We start from the raw sequence: 19,375 nt of genomic DNA, 5'->3' as shown, positions 1-19,375 counted from the left end.
TGGCCCAGAGTGGACAAATGGGAAGATTATACTATTAAAGATCTATAATATTAGAGCTCTGCCTAAAAAGTAAATTCATTAACTTTTATTCCACAACTTTGCAGTATTACTTATTTAATGATGAGATAAGAATTACGTATTAATAAATAATATAGGTTAATATAATAATAGAAATATTGACATATTAATAATATTATTATACTCTTAATATAATTAAGTAATTAAGAGAAGTTATGAGTATTGTATTGTTTTATGAGAAGTTTAATGATGAGGCTTTAGATAATGGTAAAACTCCTTTAAGGGGAAAGTTTAATGAAATAATTAAAGATTTAGAGGAAAATAACAGTACAAGCCAAGGGAATATAAAGTTAATAAAAGGTGATGGGAATATTGAATATTTTCGAGCTAAATTAAGTGATAGTGACAGATTACTCTTTACAGGTATAAAGATTGATAACAAAGATGCTTTTGTTATTTTAGAAGTAATTCTGAATCATGATTATCATAAGTCTAAATTTTTAACAAATAGAGAAAAAATAAAAAACATAGAAATAGTAGATAAAAACAATGAAGAAATTTCTGATAATGTAAGTACATTGGAGATTGAAGATGCTCCACAAGTTAGTTATCTCGGTAAATTTATTACTTTTAGTGCAAAGCAAGAAGATATAGTTGAAAGGGTTAAATTACCTTTAGTTATCAATGGAGCTGCTGGAAGTGGAAAGACATCAGTGGCTTTAGAGAGCCTAAAAAGGATAAAAGAGAAGTTTGAGGGAGGAAAAATTCTATATATTACCAAATCCGAAAATCTTGTAAAAGAATCGAAAAAGTTACTTGAATACGAATACTACGATGATGAGTTCAAGATTGCTGCTCCAGAAGAAATTGATTTCTTATCTCTTCATGAGTTTCTTGAAAAGCAAGCAGAAGATATAAAAAGAAAGAAGCCAATCAATAGAAGTAAGTTTTTTTTATGGTTCAACGAAATATGCAAAAAAGATAAATTTAAAAAGTATAAAAAAGACGGAGATAAAATATTCGAAGAATTTACAGCTGTGATAGGTGGAAGAAGCTTATTAGGAGAAGATGGAAAAGATAGGTATGCTAAATTAGGAGACAGACAATCTATGTTTTCTGTAGACGAAAGGAACAGTGTTTATGATTTTTTTAAAGAGTACAGGAAGTTTATAGAAAAAGATTCAGAGTATTATGATCCTAATCTTGTTACTAATAAGTGCATTACAGAAGGAATGTATGATGCGATTGTTGTAGATGAAGTTCAGGATTTAACTGAGAGCACATTAGATCTGGTGTTAAAGAGTTTAAAAGATGAGAATAAGAGTAACTTTTTACTATGTGGTGATGTTAATCAAGTAATACATCCTAGTTTTTTCTCTTTATCCAAGTTAAAATCTTTTCTTTGTCAAAATAGATATATAGTTGACCAAGGGTCAGAAGTTTTTTATACCCTTGAGAAAAATTATCGTAATAGCGAGCAAGTTATTGAATTTGCCAATCGTATACTACATCTTAAGAATTATTGTTTTGCTTCAGAAGATAAAATAACAGTAGACAACGCTTTTCTCATGAAGAGTGAGACTAAGAACAAAGGGAACGTTGGCTTTATTATTGATGATAAAAAAGAAGAAATAGCAAAAAAAGTAAATGAATCTATAAATTGTGCTGTTTTAGCTCTGGATGATGAAAGTAAAAAAAGTGCACGTCAGTTATTTGATACTCCACTTGTGTTTAATATACATGAAGCCAAAGGCTTGGAATTTGAAAATGTGATTCTTTACAAGTTTACATCATGTAAAGCTTATAATGAAATATGGAATATAGCATGTCCAAATAAAAGTGAGGGGGAGATAGATAATACTATTAATAGAATTCGTGATTCATATAACGAAAGGGAAGTTAACACTTCAAGAAATAAGGATAAGAAAGATAAGTCTTTGGAGAAATATAAATTTTATATGAACGCTCTGTATGTTGGAGTTACTCGTGCTGTTGATAGTGTATATATTATAGATGATGAGAGTAATTTATTGAAAATAATAGAGCCAAGGGAAGAAGGTAATGTAAATATTGAGCAAGAAGAATCTAGTCCTGAAGAATGGAGAAATAAGGCACTAGAGTTAATAGAGAAAGGAAACATAGAGCAAGCAGAACTTATAGCAAGAAAATTGCAAAACGAAGGAAAAAAAGAGTATGCTGAAGAGATTATGAATGTATTGAGAGCTAAGGGGTATCATGAAGAGAATCAGATCTTAGATAAGAACAAGTATACAAATTCAGTGTTAGAGAGTGATATAAGTTCTAGGTCTTCACAAAGCTCAGAACATGAAGGAAAAGATGATGATATTATCAAGCTTCAGAATGAAAATAATCAAAATAAAAAGAAGAAAGCTAAAAAATATCATCAAGTTCAAGGGGTAAAACCACAGCTTTCTTTAGAAGATAGTACTAATAGAAAACACAATAGCAAAAAGCCTCATAATGAAAAGCGTGAACAGAACCAAGGTAATGATCAGGAGAAGGAACCATTAAAGAAAAATAAGGAGTTAATGAGTGTAATATGTAGAGACAATATAAACCAATTTAAAAAAATGGATATATCCCAATATAGTGAACTAGAAATATTCATTTTAGCTTTAGAAAAAGCTAGTTTTAAAATAGTTGAATATTTAGTTAAGGAAAAAAAATCTATTATTGATGCTAGGAATAAGAAAGGTTTTACTTTTTTACATATTAAAGTAAGCATGGGTCATTTGGATATAGTTAAATTTCTTGTGAAGGATTGTGAATTTGATGTTAATGCTAAGTCTAAGGAAGATGTGACTCCTTTACATTTTGCAGCACGCATGGGTCATTTGGATATAGTTAAATTTCTTGTGAAGGATTGTGAAGCTGATGTTAATGCTAGGACCAAGAAAGGTTTTGCTCCTTTACATTTTGTAGCAGGAGAAGGTAAAAATAATGTAGTTAAATTTCTTGTGAAGGATTGTGAAGCTGATGTTAATGCTAGGGGTAAGGAAGGTTTTGCTCCTTTACATTTTGCAGCAAAAAATGGTCACGTAGATATAGTTAAACTTCTTCTCAAGAACAAGGCTGATGTTAATGTTAAAACTAAGGAAGGTAGTACTCCTTTGTTATTCGCACTAGATTGTAGACATTTCGAAGTGGCTGACCTTCTGCTTGCTGATCCAAATATTAATGTTGGTTCTATAAAAGCTGCATCTATTAACAAGGAAAATAAAGAAGGCAAAGAAAAATTTTCTCAAAAATTGCGACAGGATTATAATTTGTTTCAAAAGGTAAAAGAAGCATCAAATGAAAAGGATAAGGGTAAGCTAGATGAATTGCTTGTAGAGATAGAAGAATTGTAAGTTAAAAACGTGATATAAAAGAGATAAGAGAGAAAGATAACCCTGCTCACTAGGAATAGGGCTATCACGGGCATGTGCAACCGAGAAGAAATTGGTATTACAACCGTCGGTATCAAGGTACACTAGCCCTATCTCTCGATACGTTTGAATAGTTGTTTGGGACATATATATGCACCCGCTTACAATCTTAAATTCACTAAAACTATCGAGGTTTATTATGGTTACATCTTATCAAAATTTTATTGGCATTGATATCGGAAAATTTAAAAATGTCGTTGCAATTCACAAACAGAAGAATGCTGTCGAATTTGATAATAATGCTTCTGGTTGGCAACAATTGTTTCAAGAGTTTTCAGATATTCTACCTAATTCTTTAGTGACTTTAGAAAATACAGGGAAATATGAACTTGGCTTATCACATTTTCTTACCGACAAAAATATTGCTGTGCATCGAGCTAATACTCGTAAAGTAAAAAGCTTTATTTTATCTCACGGAACTTTAGCAAAGTCTGATAGATCAGATGCAAGAGCTCTTGCTCAATATGGATTTGAACGCCATAGAACTCTCTCTTTATTTGTACCTACCTCTACAGAACAATCAACCTTGACTGCACTTTGTCAACGTCGTGATGACATTACGCAAATGAGAGCTCAAGAAAAATGCAGACTAGAGGCACCGGAAAATGATCATATAAAAGAAAGCTGTCAAAAGACCATTGAGTTTTTCAATAGTCAAATAAACGAACTCAATAATACCATACAAAAGATTATTGATGAAAGCTGCGAATTACAACAACGCCAAAAAATCCTTAAAACAGTTCCTGGAATAGGTAAAAAGTTATCACAAGATTTTTTGTGTTTAATGCCAGAGCTTGGTTACTTAAACAGAAAAGAAGTAGCAAGTCTTGCCGGAGTTGCACCGCATCCAAAAGAAAGTGGTAAAGCTGTTGGTTACCGAAGGATTACAGGTGGTAGAAGTAACGTTCGTTCAAAGCTCTTTACAGCTGCTATGGCTGCCGCAAAGTCCAAATCTGTACTTGGTGCATTTTATTCTAAGCTTGTTGAAAGTTGTAAGTTAAAAATGTGATATAAAAGAGATAAGAGGGAAAGATAACCCTACTCACTATAGGAATAGGGCTATCACGGGCGTGTGCGACCGAATGAAAGTTGGTATTACAACCGTAGCCATCAAGGTAAACTAGCCCCATCTCTCGATACGTTTGAATAGTTGCATGGGACATATGTATGCACCCGTTTACAATCTTAAATTAATTAAACTATCGAGGTTATTTATTATGATTACATCTTATCAAAATTTCATTGGCATTGATATCGGAAAATTTAAAAATGTTGCTGCAGCTTATAACCAAAGGAGCGCTATCAAGTTTGACAATGATGCTACTGGTTGGCAACAGTTGTTTCAAAAATTTTCAGATATCCTACCTAATTCTCTAGTAACTTTAGAAAACACTGGAAAATATGAGCTTGGCTTAGCACATTTTCTTGTTGATAAGAATGTTGCTGTACATCGAGCTAATACTCGTAAAGTAAAAAGTTTTATCATATCACATGGAACTTTAGCAAAGACAGATCAATCAGATGCAAGAGCCCTTGCTCAATATGGTTTTGAACGCTATAGTGCTCTATCTCTATTTGTGCGTATGTCAAAAGAACAAACCGCCTTAGTTGCACTCTGTCAACGTCGTGATGACATTACGCAAATGAGAACTCAAGAGAAATGTAGGCTTGCAGCACCTGAAAACGACTATATAAAGGAAAGTTGCCAAAAAACAATAGACTTTTTTACCAGTCAGATAAATGAGTTCAACGATGCCATACAAAGAATTATTGATAAAAATCCAGAGTTACAAAAGCGTCAAAAAATCTTGAGAACAGTGCCAGGAATAGGTCTCAAGTTATCACAAGTTTTTGTGTGTCTAATGCCAGAACTTGGCCACCTAAACAAAAAAGAAGTTGCAAGTCTTGCTGGAGTTGCTCCACATCCAAAAGAAAGCGGTAAAACTATTGGTTATCGAAGGATAACAGGTGGTAGAAGCAATGTTCGTGCAAAGCTTTTCACAGCTGCTATGGCTGCTGCAAGATCTAAATCTGCACTTGGTGCTTTTTATTCTGATCTTATTGGTAGAGGTAAAAAGAAGATGGTAGCTATAACAGCTCTAATGCGAAAAATCATAGTAATTGCCAATGCAAGACTTAAAGAAGCAATTAATATGAAATAAAAAAAATCTGTATAGAAAATAGGTTAACGAATATGTGCGTCTACACACATTTAAAGCACATATTCGTTAACCATAAAATCTAAGCAGTGCTTGCTGTTTGATATAAATTTCTTTCTGTATAAACTAGGGTTTTTGTTGCCAAAATACATTTTTCAATTGAATAAAAATACAAAATTATCAACAAATGAGACTAAATTCAAAAAATTTTAAAAAACATAGTTGATGGTAAGAAGAAGATGGTGGCTATAACAGCACTAATGCGCAAAATTATAGTAATTGCTAATACAAGACTTAAAGAAGAATTTAATTTGCATATTTAAAAATTTACACAGCAGTAACTGAAATGAATATTGTGAATAAGTACGTTCACACAGACTTAAAGTACTTATTCACATATTCATTGGCTTAAGTAAAAATTGCTGTGGTAGCTGTTTGATATAGGATCCTATTTCTATGACAAGCGGGTTTTTATTACCCATATAATTTGCAAAATTACACAAATAAAAAAATTTTTAAAAAACATAGTTGATACTGAAAAAGAGCTTTGTGCTTCCTCAATTACTGAGGGTATTATTTTTGGAAAATCAAAAAGATATAAACAAACCTACACTGGTGTTCCTCATATTAAGCTAGGACATACTTTAGAAAGTAAAAATTCATGGAATACTGCAGAAATATTTGATAAAGCGGGATTAGTAACGATAAAGAGCGATGGTCGTGCTGATAAATACTATAGGAGAATAGACGGAAAGAGTGATACTAGCAAATATGGCTATCGTCTTCTTTTGAAGTGGGAGTTGGAAAATAGAATAAAAAAATTCATGAAAGAATACAGTGAAGAAAATCCTCCCAGAGAAGAGTATAGGTATGTTTTAAAGTCAGATGGGAAAACAAATGAAGAATGGGAAGATGAATTATTGAATGAGATTAATAAGCAAGATCCGAAGTTAGTCGAAGAGAGGTTACTAAGCAAATTCAAAGGAGAAATGGAACAGGAAGCTGAAAAAAACTTCAATGAATTAGAGGATTATATAGGTAAGAATTTTAATGAGTTATCAGGTTACATAGAAAGTAATCAAAATGAGATTAAGGGAGTCTTTGATGAATTAATGAGTCAATATCAGGAAGCCAGTAGGCAACGTCACAAGATAGCAGATTCTATTGTAGAAGGAAGGAAAGAAAGTGAAAAAAGTTTCGAGAAAATAGATAAAAAGCTTGATAAGATATATGATGCAGTTGTAGCAAGAGAGCAAGTAAGAAAGCCTATTTGGTTTAATGTGAAAAAGCCAGTAATTTTGTTTGCTGGAAGAAGGGAAGAGTTAATTGACCTACATAATAAGATACAACTTAATTCAGAAAAAGTAACAGTAATATCACAAATAACCTCAATTAGCGGTTTAGGAGGAATAGGAAAAACTGAGTTAGCTAGACAATATGTTCAAGAATATAGTAAAGATTGTTATGACAACGTTATATGGATCAATGCTGAAAGTGAGATAGCTCTTGTTGAATCATTTACTCGATTAGCGAAGGATAAGCTAAAAATTGATACAAAAGATGCAAATGGAAAAGAAAAGGATATAAGATCTATCGTAGAAGAAGTTTACAATTTTTTTAGTAATAGTAAAAGCTTGTTTATTTTTGATGATGCCGAGAAAAGTAATTATTTGAATAAGTTTTTACCAATTCATGATTCATTACCGGGTGGTAATGGACCTTATATTTTAATTACTTCTCGTAATCGAGAGTGGGAAAGGGGGATAGAAGTTATTAATCTGAACGAATTAAAGTCAGAAGAAGCGATAGAATTTGTAAAAAAGGGCTTTAGTATAGAAGATGAATCTCAAAATGAAAAGATAAAAGCGTTGGTAGAGAAATTACAACACTTTCCTTTAGCTATACAGCAAGCAATATCATATATTGAAGATCAAAGAGTTACTAGAAAATTTGATATAGATGATTACCTAAAGGAATATGAGAAAAAAGCGAAAGATTTGCTTAATTATGAAGGATTTAGAGGAATTGATAATAACTATGCAAAAACAACTTTCACAGCTTGGAAGATTACAACCGATAAGATAGCAAGCAATGAAAAGTATGGAAAATTAGCTTTAAGGATTCTTGATGTTATGTCTTATCTTGCACCTGACAATATTAGTAGAGAATTCTTTTTAGATTTGACAGGAAATAATGAAGAGGAATTAAGGTCTGCTGTTCGTTTACTTATAAAATATTCTATGGTTAATGGTGAACAAGAGCAAGGTGTGTTGAGTATTCATAAATTAGTTCAAGAAGTGACAAAAATAGCGTTAGAAGAAGAGGGTAAAAGCGAAGAAGTTATGAAAGAGACTTTCGAGCTACTCAGAGCAAGTTTCCCTTATGGTAGTGATAAACTAGAAGACTATTTAAAAAAACGAGAATTATTACCGCACTTAGAGGCATTTTTATCACGTATAGATAGTTGGTTAAAAAAGAACCCTCAAGATAAAGAAAAAATAGAAAAGGATTATCTTGAAAATTTGTTGACATGGATGAGTGATGGGTATTTTAATTTGGGTAATCCCAAAAGAGAAAAGGAGTTGCTAGAAAGGGTTTTGCCTATTTTAGAAAAGCATTACGGAGAAGATCATTTTGAAGTATTTAAAAGACTAGTAAATCTAAGCAACAGTTATCTAGTTTTAGGTGATTACCAAAGAGCAAAAGATTTGCTAGAAAGAGCTTTAAAAATTGAAAAGCAAGATTATGAAGAAGAGCGTTTTCAATTAGTTAGAACACTGGTAAATCTGAGTATCAGCTATCGAGCTTTAGATGATTATCAGACAGCGAAAGAGTTACTAGAAAGGGCCTTTCCCATTTTAGAGAATCATTATCGGGAGGATCATTCTTCATTAGCTCAAGTACTAATAAACCTGAGTATTGCTTATGGATCTTTAGGTGATTATGAAAGAGCGAAAAAGTCAATAGAAAGAGTATTCTCTATTTTAGGTGACAATTATGAAGAAGAGCACTTTGAGTCAGCTAAAATGTTAGTAAATCTTAGTATTGCTTGTAGAGGTTTTGGTGATTATCAGACAGCAAAAGAGTTACTAGAAAGGGCACTACCTATTTTAGAAAATTATTATGGAGAAGATCATTTTCAGGTAGCTATAGCTAAAACAAATCAAGGTATCACTTATATAGCTTTAGATGATTATGGAAGAGCAGAAGAGTTGCTAGAAAGAGCTTTGCCTATTTTAGAGAAGCATTATGGAGAAAATCATGTTGAAGTAGCTAAAATATTAGTAAATTTAAGTACCATCTATAGATACTTTGATAATTATCAAGGAGCAAAAGAGTTGCTAGAGAGAGCTTTACCTATTTTAGAGAAGCACTATGGGGAAGAGCATTTTGAAATAGGTATGATTCTGGAAAGTTTAGGCACTGATTATATAGCCTTAGGTGATAATCAGGAAGCAAAAGAGGTGCTAGAAAGAGCTTTATCTATTTTAGAGAAATATCATGAAAGAGATCATGTTGAAGTAAGTAAAATATTAGTAAATTTGAGTATCGCCTATAGAGGTTTAGGTGATACTCAGGGAGTAAAAAAGTTGCTAGAAAGGGCTTTACCTATTTTAGAGAAGCATTATGGAGAAAATCATTTTGAAGTAGCTATAACCTTAGAAGATTTAGCTATTGCCGATGGAGCTTTAGGTAATGTTCAGAGAGCAAAAGATTTACTAGAAAGGGCTTCTGCAATATATCAAAGGAGTAAAGTTGAAGAATGTTTGCCGAGTACGAGTTCATTAAGGAACAGAAGAGAAGCAAAAATTGGGAAATGTGAACTGTCTTGGGAAGACGTAGATGAATTCAATACAGAAAAAGATGAGAAAAGAGATTTTAGTAAAATTAAAATAGATAGTAAAAAGTTTATTGACTATATAAAAGATATACCAGAAGAAAAACGTTCTCAGCTAATTGAGCTAGCAGATAAAGTGCAAGTTAAGGGTAGGTTTAGCAATTTGGTCAATAGGCTTACCAGTAATCAGAAGGTCATGAATCATTTAAATAGAGTAAAGAAAATCTCTAGCATAACTATGCATGGAATGATAGCTAAAAATATTTTAGCTGACTTTTTAAACAGAGATTATCAAGGTGTAGCGATTAATGTTGGCTTTATTGCCGGTGGTCAAGGGTTTGCTAAAGTTGCTGAAGTTGCATCTCGTAAAGGATTAAATTTGCTCTCAGAAGAAAAGGTATTACTTGGTAGGTCTTTAAGAGTTGCATCACCTTTTCTTGCTCGAGGTACTTCTGCCTTTATTATTTATGATTTAGTAAATCAGGTAAAAGCATTTAAAAATGGTACAGAAGGAGCATTGGTTGGCGTAGTAGGAGATAGCATTTACCTGGGAGTTGACGCTGCAGAGATTGGGATTGAAGTTGCTGAAGGTTTTGAAGTATTAGAAGGAGTTTCATCTATTACTGGACCTATTGGAGCAGGAGTCGGCACTGCAGTATTTATTTACACTGATATTTATATGGCAGTAAAGAGAGTTGATAAAACTGATGAAATTATTCACTTAACTAGAGGAGAAAAATTTATTGAAGGTTTACGTGTATTTATAGGTATGCAACCTGAACAATATATAGAAGAGTTAATGGAAGAAAAACAACTTTATAACCAATTAGTTAAGCAAGGATTTGAGTATTTAAAGGAGTATAGTGATATTCAAAGCTATGTATTCCCTACTGGTAAATCAGTTGTGAATTCTTGTCGTACAGTGCCACACCAAGTAAGGCAGTGTGGTGGTGCCGGATTTGGAGAGCTATGCATGAGAAGGATTAACGTTACACTTTATACTGAAGAATGCACAACTAAATTTGAGATAGATTTAGACAGTACAGTACTGCTTGACAGAAAAAGAAATGATATAAAATGGAGCAGAGCAAGGCCGAATAATCCAAGTGGTGGAAAATTGTTTTGTTTACCAAAAGGAGATGATGAGCCTGCTCCAAGTTATGGCTCATATTTATGTAAAGATGCAATTGGTTTATCTGATAACAAGACAGAAGGATATACTCTGATTAATTTAGGAGAAGGTGAAGATTATGCAAAAGGATTTAAGGATAGTTCGAACATATTTGTAGTGAATGATGGGTCTAAAGAATATTATGGAGGAAATAAGAATGATATCTTTGTTTTGCAGGGAGATCTGATAGAAGGGTCTTTGTACGGAGAGGATGGAATTGATACCTTAGATCTGACTGAATTTGCTCAAGAAGCTGTAAGTGTGAATGTGTATTTAAATACAAATATTGGCACTATTATGTACAACAGATATGGTTATTCTGGATTTCAAATTAATTCAGTAGAAAGAGTGCTTGGTAGAAAAGCTAAGGCAGATCATATATTTAGTGCATGTGAAACTAAATTCTTGGATGGTAATGGTGGTAAGGAAGATCAACTTGATTATTTGGAAATAAAAGATAATAACTGTGTCTATGATATACAAGTAATAGTTAGAAATTACACTGAAGTAAATAATCTAGCACTCAAAGGTAACTTTAACTATATTGTACCATTTCAAAAAGGTAGTGCATCTGTTAAATTACTTGCTAATTTCGAAAATAACCATAGGTTTATATTCGACTACTTGCTTGCTGATATTCAGAGTATTGATATTAAAGATCACAATAGTATAAAGTTCGATTTTTCCTCAAAAGTTGCAAATAGTAACTTTAGTATATCTATCTCATATAACATAATGAACAATATAATCTATCAATTAAAAGACAGTGCTGAAATAAAAGTAGGTAAGGAAAGAAACTTGTATGCAATACAGAATACTAATAAAACTATTGATGAAATTATAGAAAGCTACCCAGCTATAGCAAATAAACTCAATATGACTATCGCTGTTCAAGATGGTGATGAATCTATACTTGTTGGCTATGGGAAGTGTGAGGTAATTTACAATAATCCAATCTATAACAGTCACTTAATTGGAAATGGTGGTAAAAACATATACGTAATTACTATAGCCTCAGGTGAGCAAAGATATGAACATAATATTTTTTCTATGCCACAAATAAACATCTACAATCCTGATCAAGCAAGTTCTATAGATACGTTAGATTTACGTAACGTGATAAAAATAATACAAGATGATTTGAAAATACATATTAATCTGCCAAGAATTTTTCAAGATGGAAATGATTTGCTAGTTAGGTTAGAAGCAGAAATGGGACAAAGTTTTTTATTAGAAGTGCTAACAGTAAGATTAAAAGACGGTTTGGATTGGTATGAAAATCTTCATATTATCTCAGATAGTGCGCCTATGAAAATAAGTTCTGAATTAGAATTAAAGCCACTACCTTTGATCTTTGAAAAGGATAAAGAAATTATTGTGGTAACGGGTCAAGATGTGGAGAAAGATGCTGAGCTTATCACGCCTAGAAAAGGAGGAAACAATACGTTTGTTCGTAGTAATGGTCATGATCTAATAATAACTAATGCTTTTGATTCGACTATTACTAAAGATGATTTTTGCAGTATTACACTTAGTAAATTCTATAAAACACCTAAGATGAAAACGTTATCAATAAAATTTACTGATAAAGAGATAGTGTTAAAAGATTATGAGAAAGAAATAAGTACAGCAAGAGACGTTAATGTTGTGAAAAAAGAATATAAGGATCAAGTGTACGATGATGTGTTTACAGAAGTCATGTTATCTGATCAACCTCATAGACATAGGCAGCACATTAGAAACCGTAGAATGGTGAGTAGCAGTGCAAAACCATCTTCGTGGATAAATCATTTATTTGGTTGGGTAAAAAGCTCTGTGAGTGGGTTATTAGATTCGAGAGCTGCTCTACCTGAAACTTCAGCAAATTATTCTAATACATCTGGTACTAGCCAATTTAGTAGTGAAGTTTGTATCAGTAACAATTTTGGTTTAGGATTCTTCTTATTACAAAGTTTCCTAGATAAAAAATATCCTCTTCCTAAGTTTTGTTCTGCTACTCATGAAGAAGTGCTGGCTGATACACTTAATATAATGGAAGAATTTAAAAAGACACTTAAAAAAACAGCTAAACAATCTGGTGTATCAGTGAAAGGTTTTGACTTTTTTAAAGTGTATTCAGATATAGCAGGTCATGTAAGGAACGAAAGATATTCTAAAATACCAAGTACATTATATTCAGCCGCAGAAGAAGCCTATCCGGAAAATGAGAAGTTTTTGAGTATTTTAAAAGGCAATATTGAAAAGATGTTTGATAAGCAGCAGATAGTTAATGGTGGATATCAACCTAATGACATTGCTGATAATAAACCTAGAAGCTATTTTAATAACACAACAGTGGACAAAAAGCTACAAACCCCAGTTATGGATTATCCGAGTCAATAAAGCTTAGAAATAGAGGACTTTTTCGACTGCATGGAATACGAAACTAATGTTGAAAAAGTATGTACCAAAAAATTTATGGGGGATCTGTGCCGAAGCTCAAATTTATTTTTCAAACAACCAAAAACTGTCTCAATAATCAATTTTTCTCAATAGAATCTTCTCTTTTAAAGAAATCAGTGCGTTTTTCATGCCTTTTTTCACTTGAGTGACGAGTTTTAGACCTCTATCGAAGAGTTTCTCAAAGAGGTCCTTCTTCTTTATCTCTGAACAAAAGTCCTGTCAATTTTTTAGTCAAATTTGGTGTAGGTTTTCTGTCGTCAACGCTGCCTTTAGTTAGCGTAATAACTTGAACTTCGACTATTTCATTGATTACCAGATGCAATTTAAAACCGAACATAGGTAGTCTTTCCTATATTTGCCAACTCTTTGAAAACTTTATTTTTTGCGATCCTTTTTGTGTGGCAAACAGCGATTGCAGTTGTATCAATATAGAGTGATTTTTGCTTGCTCGCAGAACCACTGCAAAAGCATTGCCAAATACCATAAAACCCTGAGTTTTAGAGCAACAAATCTATGATACGAAGGGAGTTTTGAAAACTCAGAACTGTACAATAATTTAAGATAACTCAAGTAAAAAAACTTGAAATTTTTGCACAGCGATTGTGGTAAAGTAAGATTATAGTAAGTATTTCTGGCACGGTAATTTCAGGTATTCTTTTTGTTTTTTTGCCACTTGATAGAAGCTTTTCTGAAAGTTTTTCATCAGCAATGTGACAAAAATCTTCTATAAAACAGTAAAATATCTTTCTTCATGGATAACCTCTTAATTTTTGCTAAAATACCTGAGTTTACCCTATTCCTCTCTTTATTAATTCTACTTTCTAATCCATAACTGGGGTTAATAAGATTACTGAACTTGCTAAAGGAGTTGGTGCAGAAATTTTATATCTACCTCCTTATTCTCCAGATTTTAACAAAATTGAGCATAATTGGTTTGCTATAGAAAATAGAATTAGGAAAAACATTCCTCTATTCACATCTTTTCGTCATGCTGTCGATTCTTACTTCTTATGATTTTTTTGGACTATTATGGGAAGGGCTATATTTTAACAGTTTTAAAGCTGAAATAAAGAATATAGGTGTAACCACCGAAAAAGACTTTTTCTTATCAAAAAAACACCGTAAAACCCCATCCTTCAGGGCGGGGATATAAGGCGGAAGCGGGTGTTGACACCGAATATGCACAAAAGCATAATAGATTTAGCGGCAGGGCATGCCGTGTTGTGCCTGTGGAGGGGATAGTGCATTTAGCCTCCCGATGAAGCAGGAACCCACCGAGATGATTCAGACTTCGGTCTGAACGTGGTAGGAATCCTTGCCCTTTAGGGCGGGGAGGATGTCAACACACGAAGGCACCTCCCCTTCCTTTTTAATAAAAAATATCTATATACCTATTATAATATACGTAAATGTATATTATGCAAAATATAAGCAAGGTTATGCGCTGCTTAAACTTCTCTAATTAGTGACACTCAACTATAAGAGTAGCTTGCATAGCAAAGAAGATACTAAGTATCTTCTTTTTTATAGTTTCATTAGATTTAGATCTGATGACAACTCAGATAAATCGTTCAGCCCTTCCTGGAGCTGAGACGTAATAGAATTTAATTGATCACTAAATTTTACATCCTGTTCAAAGCTCCAATCACTTTCCCTACATTTACTAATGCATGCACTACGTAGTTCGTTATTATCCTGATGACTTTTAGGACATGCGCGTATGCAATGGTAATATTGTTCATACGCTTCTTCTCTAGTATTATACGCAGCAGCACTTTTTGTATTACTTTTCATAATATTCTCCTTAATTAAAAAACTAGTATAATATTAACATGTAACTATGAATTTTATACTAAATATAGTACATCTTCTTTTCAGAACAACATAAAAAATCAAACTACCCATACCCTCTCCTAGCATTTGGTTAACCAGCAATCATTTATCGCTCTGCCGTAAGAAGTGTAGTCACTGCCAAGTATAGCCCTTCCCAGGTTTTGTTGAATGGCAAGGAATAAGGAGGAGTAATGAAAGGAATTTACGAGGCAAATTTGAAAATAGGCATACCTATATCAGTAAAGTTATTAATAAAATAGCATTTTAAAAGCACCTCTTGAGAGCGATTTACCTCAGATTTATTCTTAAAACTAAATCCAAATGTTTTTTTGAGCCTCAGGAAAAAACTCTCGATACGTGAACGTATTTCATACCTTGTCTTCTTTTTCCAGTGGGTAAGTTTTCCTTATACTAATGTTGTTGTTTCTTTCTGATAGATAATCTATATTGCTGCAGATTTTTGCATTTTTTCTTGGCTTTATGATGGGTTTCAAATTGTATTGATTGCACAACTTATATAAATTATCTGTATCATAAGTTCCATCTGCACGCAGAGACTTAATCTTATAGATATCACCCATTTCCTTTAGTATTTTAGATGCTATCATGTGAAAGAAAATTAGTATATCGAACTGCTATTGCCTTTTTGCTGTTTACGTCCAAAGCAACATATAGCTTTCTTATTTGATCTGTACCATTATACTTCCTTATCTTGGCGTTATCTTTGTTATGTTGAGTACTGTTACTATAAATATGCATTACAGTACTATCTATAGCAATTTCAATATTCTCTATGTCATTTTTATCTGTTCTGTGGTCACATAGTTTCAAATTAAGTTTGACGAGAAGCTTGTGAATACTTGGAGATTCTTCACTATACTTTGTAAATATCCTTTTATAAATCCAACTGCTTGCCTTAAGCCTATTCCAAATAGATTAACGACTATACGTACTGCAATAACAACCTTATCGCTATAAATCTCCAGGAATTTTTTCTGAACTTTCGTACCAGTTTTCTATAGCTTCATCGATAAAATGAAAGACATTTCCTCTTTTTTCTAAAAATTGATTATACTCTTTAATGATTACTGACCTTCATCTTCTTTGGCATATACTCTACACAATGTTCATTTCTTAATAAAGTAACCACTTTCTTTAGATTTTCTCCCTTTTTTCTCCCATCTCTACTCGCTATGCAACAAAGCCAACTCAGGTTACCTTACTATGTTGTCATCATCTTTGAGTAAGTAATGTTAATAAAAAATGAGTAAATGATCTATTTAATATTAAAAAGATGTTGAATATGGATAAATTGAGTCAAGATACAAAAAAAAAGCTGCATTTTTGGTGGCTTATAACATTAATAGTATGTATTATTGCTACCTATTACTACATGAAGTCAAAAGCTGCAGATAATTATAAAACGATATTACGCATTGCTTCTCAAAATTGTAACTTAGAAACTGTAAAATTCTCAGTAAAAAATTTATTAGATACTGATACACACATGCCTAAGTTAACTGCGTTACATTATGCTGCAGAAGGGGATATTTAGAGATAGTTAGGTTTTTAATAGATGAGGGAGTTAACGTAAACATTATTAACAAGTATGTAAGCACAGCACTACATAATGTTGCATATTATGGTGATTTAAGGATTATCAAATTTTTGCTAGAAAAAGGCGCTAATCCTAACATTATAAACGATGATGGAAAAACCTAGAAATGTAGCTGTGTTAAGGTCAAGGCATAACAAAGATAAGCCCTACGATCAAATATTCAACCACTATGGATTTTAATCCATAGTGGTTGAATGCTGAATGACTTTAAGTTTAAAATTGAGAAAGTAGTTGTTATATATATCAGCAAGTATGAGTTAAATTTGTATTATGGACTTGAATAAATTTACCGAAAAAGCAAAAAGCCTAATCCAGAGCGCTCAAATGAAAGCATTGGGAGCTGGGCATCAGATTTTTATGCCTGAACATTTACTTAAAGTAATGCTTGAAGATGAGTCAGGTTTAGTTCAGGATTTGATAGGCGCTTGTGGTGGAAATGTTCAGAATATTTCTGATGCTGTGAGTAGTGCAATTAAAAAGTTTCCAGTGGTTGGAGGACCAGGTAGTGGTGGACTTCAGCTTTCAAGAGAGGTAGCAAAAGTTTTTGATGATTCAATTGGTATTGCGAGGAGAAATAAAGACACATTTGTTACTGTTGAGCGGTTACTGCAGGGCCTTGCTGCACAAAAAGATGAAATTGTAGGTAAAATTTTAGCAGAAGGTGGTGTAACACCGCAAAAATTAAATTCAGTTATTGAAGAAATGAGAAAAGGTGGCAGTGCAGACTCTCCAAATAGCGAGGAAAAATTAAATGCGGCAAAGAGGTATACAAAAGATATTACAGAGCTTGCTATGCAAGGTAAGCTTGATCCTGTAATTGGTCGTGATGAGGAAATCAGAAGAACTATGCAGGTATCGTTGAGGCGAACAAAAAATAATCCAGTACTGATAGGTGAACCTGGTGTTGGAAAAACTGCAATAGTTGAAGGTTTAGCAAACAGAATTGTTGCAAATGATGTACCACTTGGTTTGCGTGATGCAAAAGTTTTAGCTTTGGATCTAGGTGCATTAATTGCTGGAACAAAATTCAGAGGGGAGTTTGAAGAGAGACTAAAAGCAGTGATTAATGAGATTTTAAAAGCAGAGGGCAAAGTTATTTTGTTTATAGATGAGCTTCATACTTTAGTGGGAGCAGGAGCGACAAGTGGTGCGATGGATGCTTCAAATTTGCTCAAGCCTGCTCTTGCGCGTGGAGAAATTCGCTGTATAGGGGCTACAACTTTGGATGAGTATCGTCAACATATAGAGAAAGACCCTGCGCTTGCAAGGCGTTTTCAGCCTGTGTTTATTTCTCAACCGACTGAGACTGATACTATTTCAATACTGAGGGGTTTGAAGGAGAGGTATGAGGTGCACCATGGTATTAGAATCACAGATGGTGCAATAATCGCTGCTGCAACGCTTTCTAATAGATATATAACAGATAGGTTTTTACCTGATAAAGCGATCGATTTAATTGATGAAGCAGCAAGTAGGGTTAGAATTGAAATGGACAGCAAGCCTGAGGTTGTTGATGAGCTTGAAAGAAAGATTATACAGCTGAAAATTGAGTCAGAGGCTTTGAAAAAAGAAAGTGATGAAAACTCTAAGCAACGTTTAAAAAAGATAAATGAGGAAATTGAGAGTCTAAACAGTAAATTTGCTGACTTAAGCAGTAAATGGCAGATGGAAAAGAATAAAATAGCTAAAATACAAGAAACTGCTGAAAAATTGGATAATGCGAGGAAAGAGCTAGAATTGGCTCAGCGGAATGGAAATTTAGGAAGGGCAGGGGAATTGATGTATGGTGTGATTCCTCAACTTGAAAATGAGTTAAAAAATCAGGAAAAAGTTACTGATAGTTTCCTAAAGAAAGAAGTTACTGAGAGTGATATTGCAAATATTGTTTCAAAATGGACAGGCATTCCAGTTGATAACATGATGCATAGTGAAAAGGAAAAGCTCCTTAACATGGAAAATGAAATAGGAAAAAGAGTAATAGGGCAGAGAGATGCAATTGAAGCGATAAGTAATGCAGTAAGGCGCTCCCGTTCTGGTGTTCAGGATACTAATCGACCTTTTGGTTCATTTTTATTCTTAGGTCCAACCGGAGTTGGAAAAACAGAGTTAGCAAAATCTCTTGCCGAATTTTTGTTTGATGATCAATCAGCACTTCTACGCTTTGATATGTCAGAGTATATGGAAAAACACTCCGTTTCAAAGTTAATTGGTGCGCCTCCAGGATATGTTGGTTATGAACAAGGTGGCAGATTAACCGAAGCAGTAAGGAGAAGACCATATCAGGTAATTTTGTTTGATGAGATAGAAAAGGCAAATCCAGATATATTTAATATACTACTGCAGATTTTGGATGAAGGTAGACTAACCGATAGCCATGGCAAATTAATTGATTTTCGTAATACCATACTAATTTTAACTTCTAACCTTGGAGCTGAGATGATGCTAAGAGGAGCTACCGAATCTGTGAAAGATGAGGTGATGAAAATAGTTAAGTCAGCGTTTCGTCCAGAATTTTTAAATAGACTGGATGAAATTATTATATTCCACAGCTTAACCAAAGATGACATTGATAAAATTATAGATGTTCAATTCTCTTATTTACAAAAGATGCTTGCTAAGCGTAAACTGAGTATTAGTTTATCGCAAGAAGCTAAAGAACTAATAGCACAAACTGGATATGACCCTGAATATGGAGCGCGGCCTCTGAAAAGGGTAATACAAGAATGCATTCAAAATAATCTAGCTAAGTTAGTTTTATCTGGGGAAATAGTAGAAGGAGATGAGCTAATAGTGTATACTTCTGGTAACGAAATCTTAGTTAAAAAGATCTAGATTCGCTGTGTATTT

The 19,375-nt window shown here is 33.1% G+C and carries 7 protein-coding genes and 5 pseudogenes; 8 read left to right on the top strand and 4 right to left on the bottom strand.

Annotation, left to right across the window (positions count from 1 at the left end):
- Positions 1–233 precede the first annotated feature (233 nt).
- The 5 genes and pseudogenes from ABWU28_RS04515 to ABWU28_RS04495 all read left to right on the top strand — a co-directional run bounded on the left by ABWU28_RS04515 (position 234) and on the right by ABWU28_RS04495 (position 13,017).
- A complete protein-coding gene (locus tag ABWU28_RS04515; protein ID WP_353275004.1) occupies positions 234–3,389 on the top strand; it encodes an ankyrin repeat domain-containing protein in 3,156 nt (1,051 codons plus the stop codon).
- A 217-nt stretch (positions 3,390–3,606) separates the two neighbouring features.
- A pseudogene (locus ABWU28_RS04510) lies at positions 3,607–4,473 on the top strand (IS110 family transposase); the annotation flags it as partial.
- Positions 4,474–4,684: 211 nt separating this feature from the next.
- A complete protein-coding gene (locus ABWU28_RS04505; RefSeq protein ID WP_353274924.1) occupies positions 4,685–5,629 on the top strand; it encodes an IS110 family transposase in 945 nt (314 codons plus the stop codon).
- A gap of 209 nt (positions 5,630–5,838) precedes the next feature.
- Positions 5,839–5,949 (top strand): annotated as a pseudogene (locus ABWU28_RS04500) (IS110 family transposase); the annotation flags it as partial.
- Positions 5,950–6,426: 477 nt separating this feature from the next.
- The gene (locus tag ABWU28_RS04495; RefSeq protein WP_353275002.1) at positions 6,427–13,017 is read left to right on the top strand and encodes a tetratricopeptide repeat protein; all 6,591 of its coding nucleotides are present in this window, start codon (positions 6,427–6,429) and stop codon (positions 13,015–13,017) included.
- On the opposite strand, the pseudogene ABWU28_RS04490 reads toward ABWU28_RS04495, so the two are convergent.
- Positions 13,011–13,820 (bottom strand): annotated as a pseudogene (locus ABWU28_RS04490) (IS982 family transposase). The gene ABWU28_RS04495 and the pseudogene ABWU28_RS04490 sit on opposite strands and share 7 nt — an antisense overlap.
- Before the next feature lie 97 nt (positions 13,821–13,917).
- Here ABWU28_RS04490 and ABWU28_RS04485 point away from each other — a divergent pair.
- A pseudogene (locus ABWU28_RS04485) lies at positions 13,918–14,091 on the top strand (transposase); the annotation flags it as partial.
- A gap of 510 nt (positions 14,092–14,601) precedes the next feature.
- Here the strand turns inward: ABWU28_RS04485 and ABWU28_RS04480 are convergent.
- The 3 genes from ABWU28_RS04480 to ABWU28_RS04470 form a co-directional block, all read right to left on the bottom strand.
- On the bottom strand, positions 14,602–14,871 hold the full coding sequence (locus ABWU28_RS04480) for a hypothetical protein (RefSeq protein ID WP_019236515.1): 270 nt from the start codon (positions 14,869–14,871) through the stop codon (positions 14,602–14,604).
- Between the two features lie 407 nt (positions 14,872–15,278).
- Positions 15,279–15,518: a transposase gene (locus tag ABWU28_RS04475; RefSeq protein WP_019236516.1), complete on the bottom strand. Its 240-nt coding sequence runs from the start codon at positions 15,516–15,518 to the stop codon at positions 15,279–15,281.
- The gene (locus tag ABWU28_RS04470; protein WP_213863745.1) at positions 15,505–15,741 is read right to left on the bottom strand and encodes a hypothetical protein; all 237 of its coding nucleotides are present in this window, start codon (positions 15,739–15,741) and stop codon (positions 15,505–15,507) included. Before ABWU28_RS04470 ends, ABWU28_RS04475 begins: the two co-directional genes overlap by 14 nt.
- A 472-nt stretch (positions 15,742–16,213) precedes the next feature.
- Between ABWU28_RS04470 and ABWU28_RS04465 the strand changes: the two are divergent.
- Together ABWU28_RS04465 and clpB are read left to right on the top strand one after the other, a co-directional pair.
- A pseudogene (locus ABWU28_RS04465) lies at positions 16,214–16,708 on the top strand (ankyrin repeat domain-containing protein).
- A 90-nt stretch (positions 16,709–16,798) separates the two neighbouring features.
- The gene (gene clpB, locus ABWU28_RS04460; RefSeq protein ID WP_353275000.1) at positions 16,799–19,360 is read left to right on the top strand and encodes an ATP-dependent chaperone ClpB; all 2,562 of its coding nucleotides are present in this window, start codon (positions 16,799–16,801) and stop codon (positions 19,358–19,360) included.
- Positions 19,361–19,375: the final 15 nt, after the last annotated feature.

This window comes from Wolbachia endosymbiont (group B) of Pilophorus perplexus (genome assembly GCF_964028155.1).
Lineage (GTDB): Bacteria > Pseudomonadota > Alphaproteobacteria > Rickettsiales > Anaplasmataceae > Wolbachia.
Note: the sequence above shows the minus strand (reverse complement) of the source record. Positions and strands in the feature narration are given on the sequence as shown.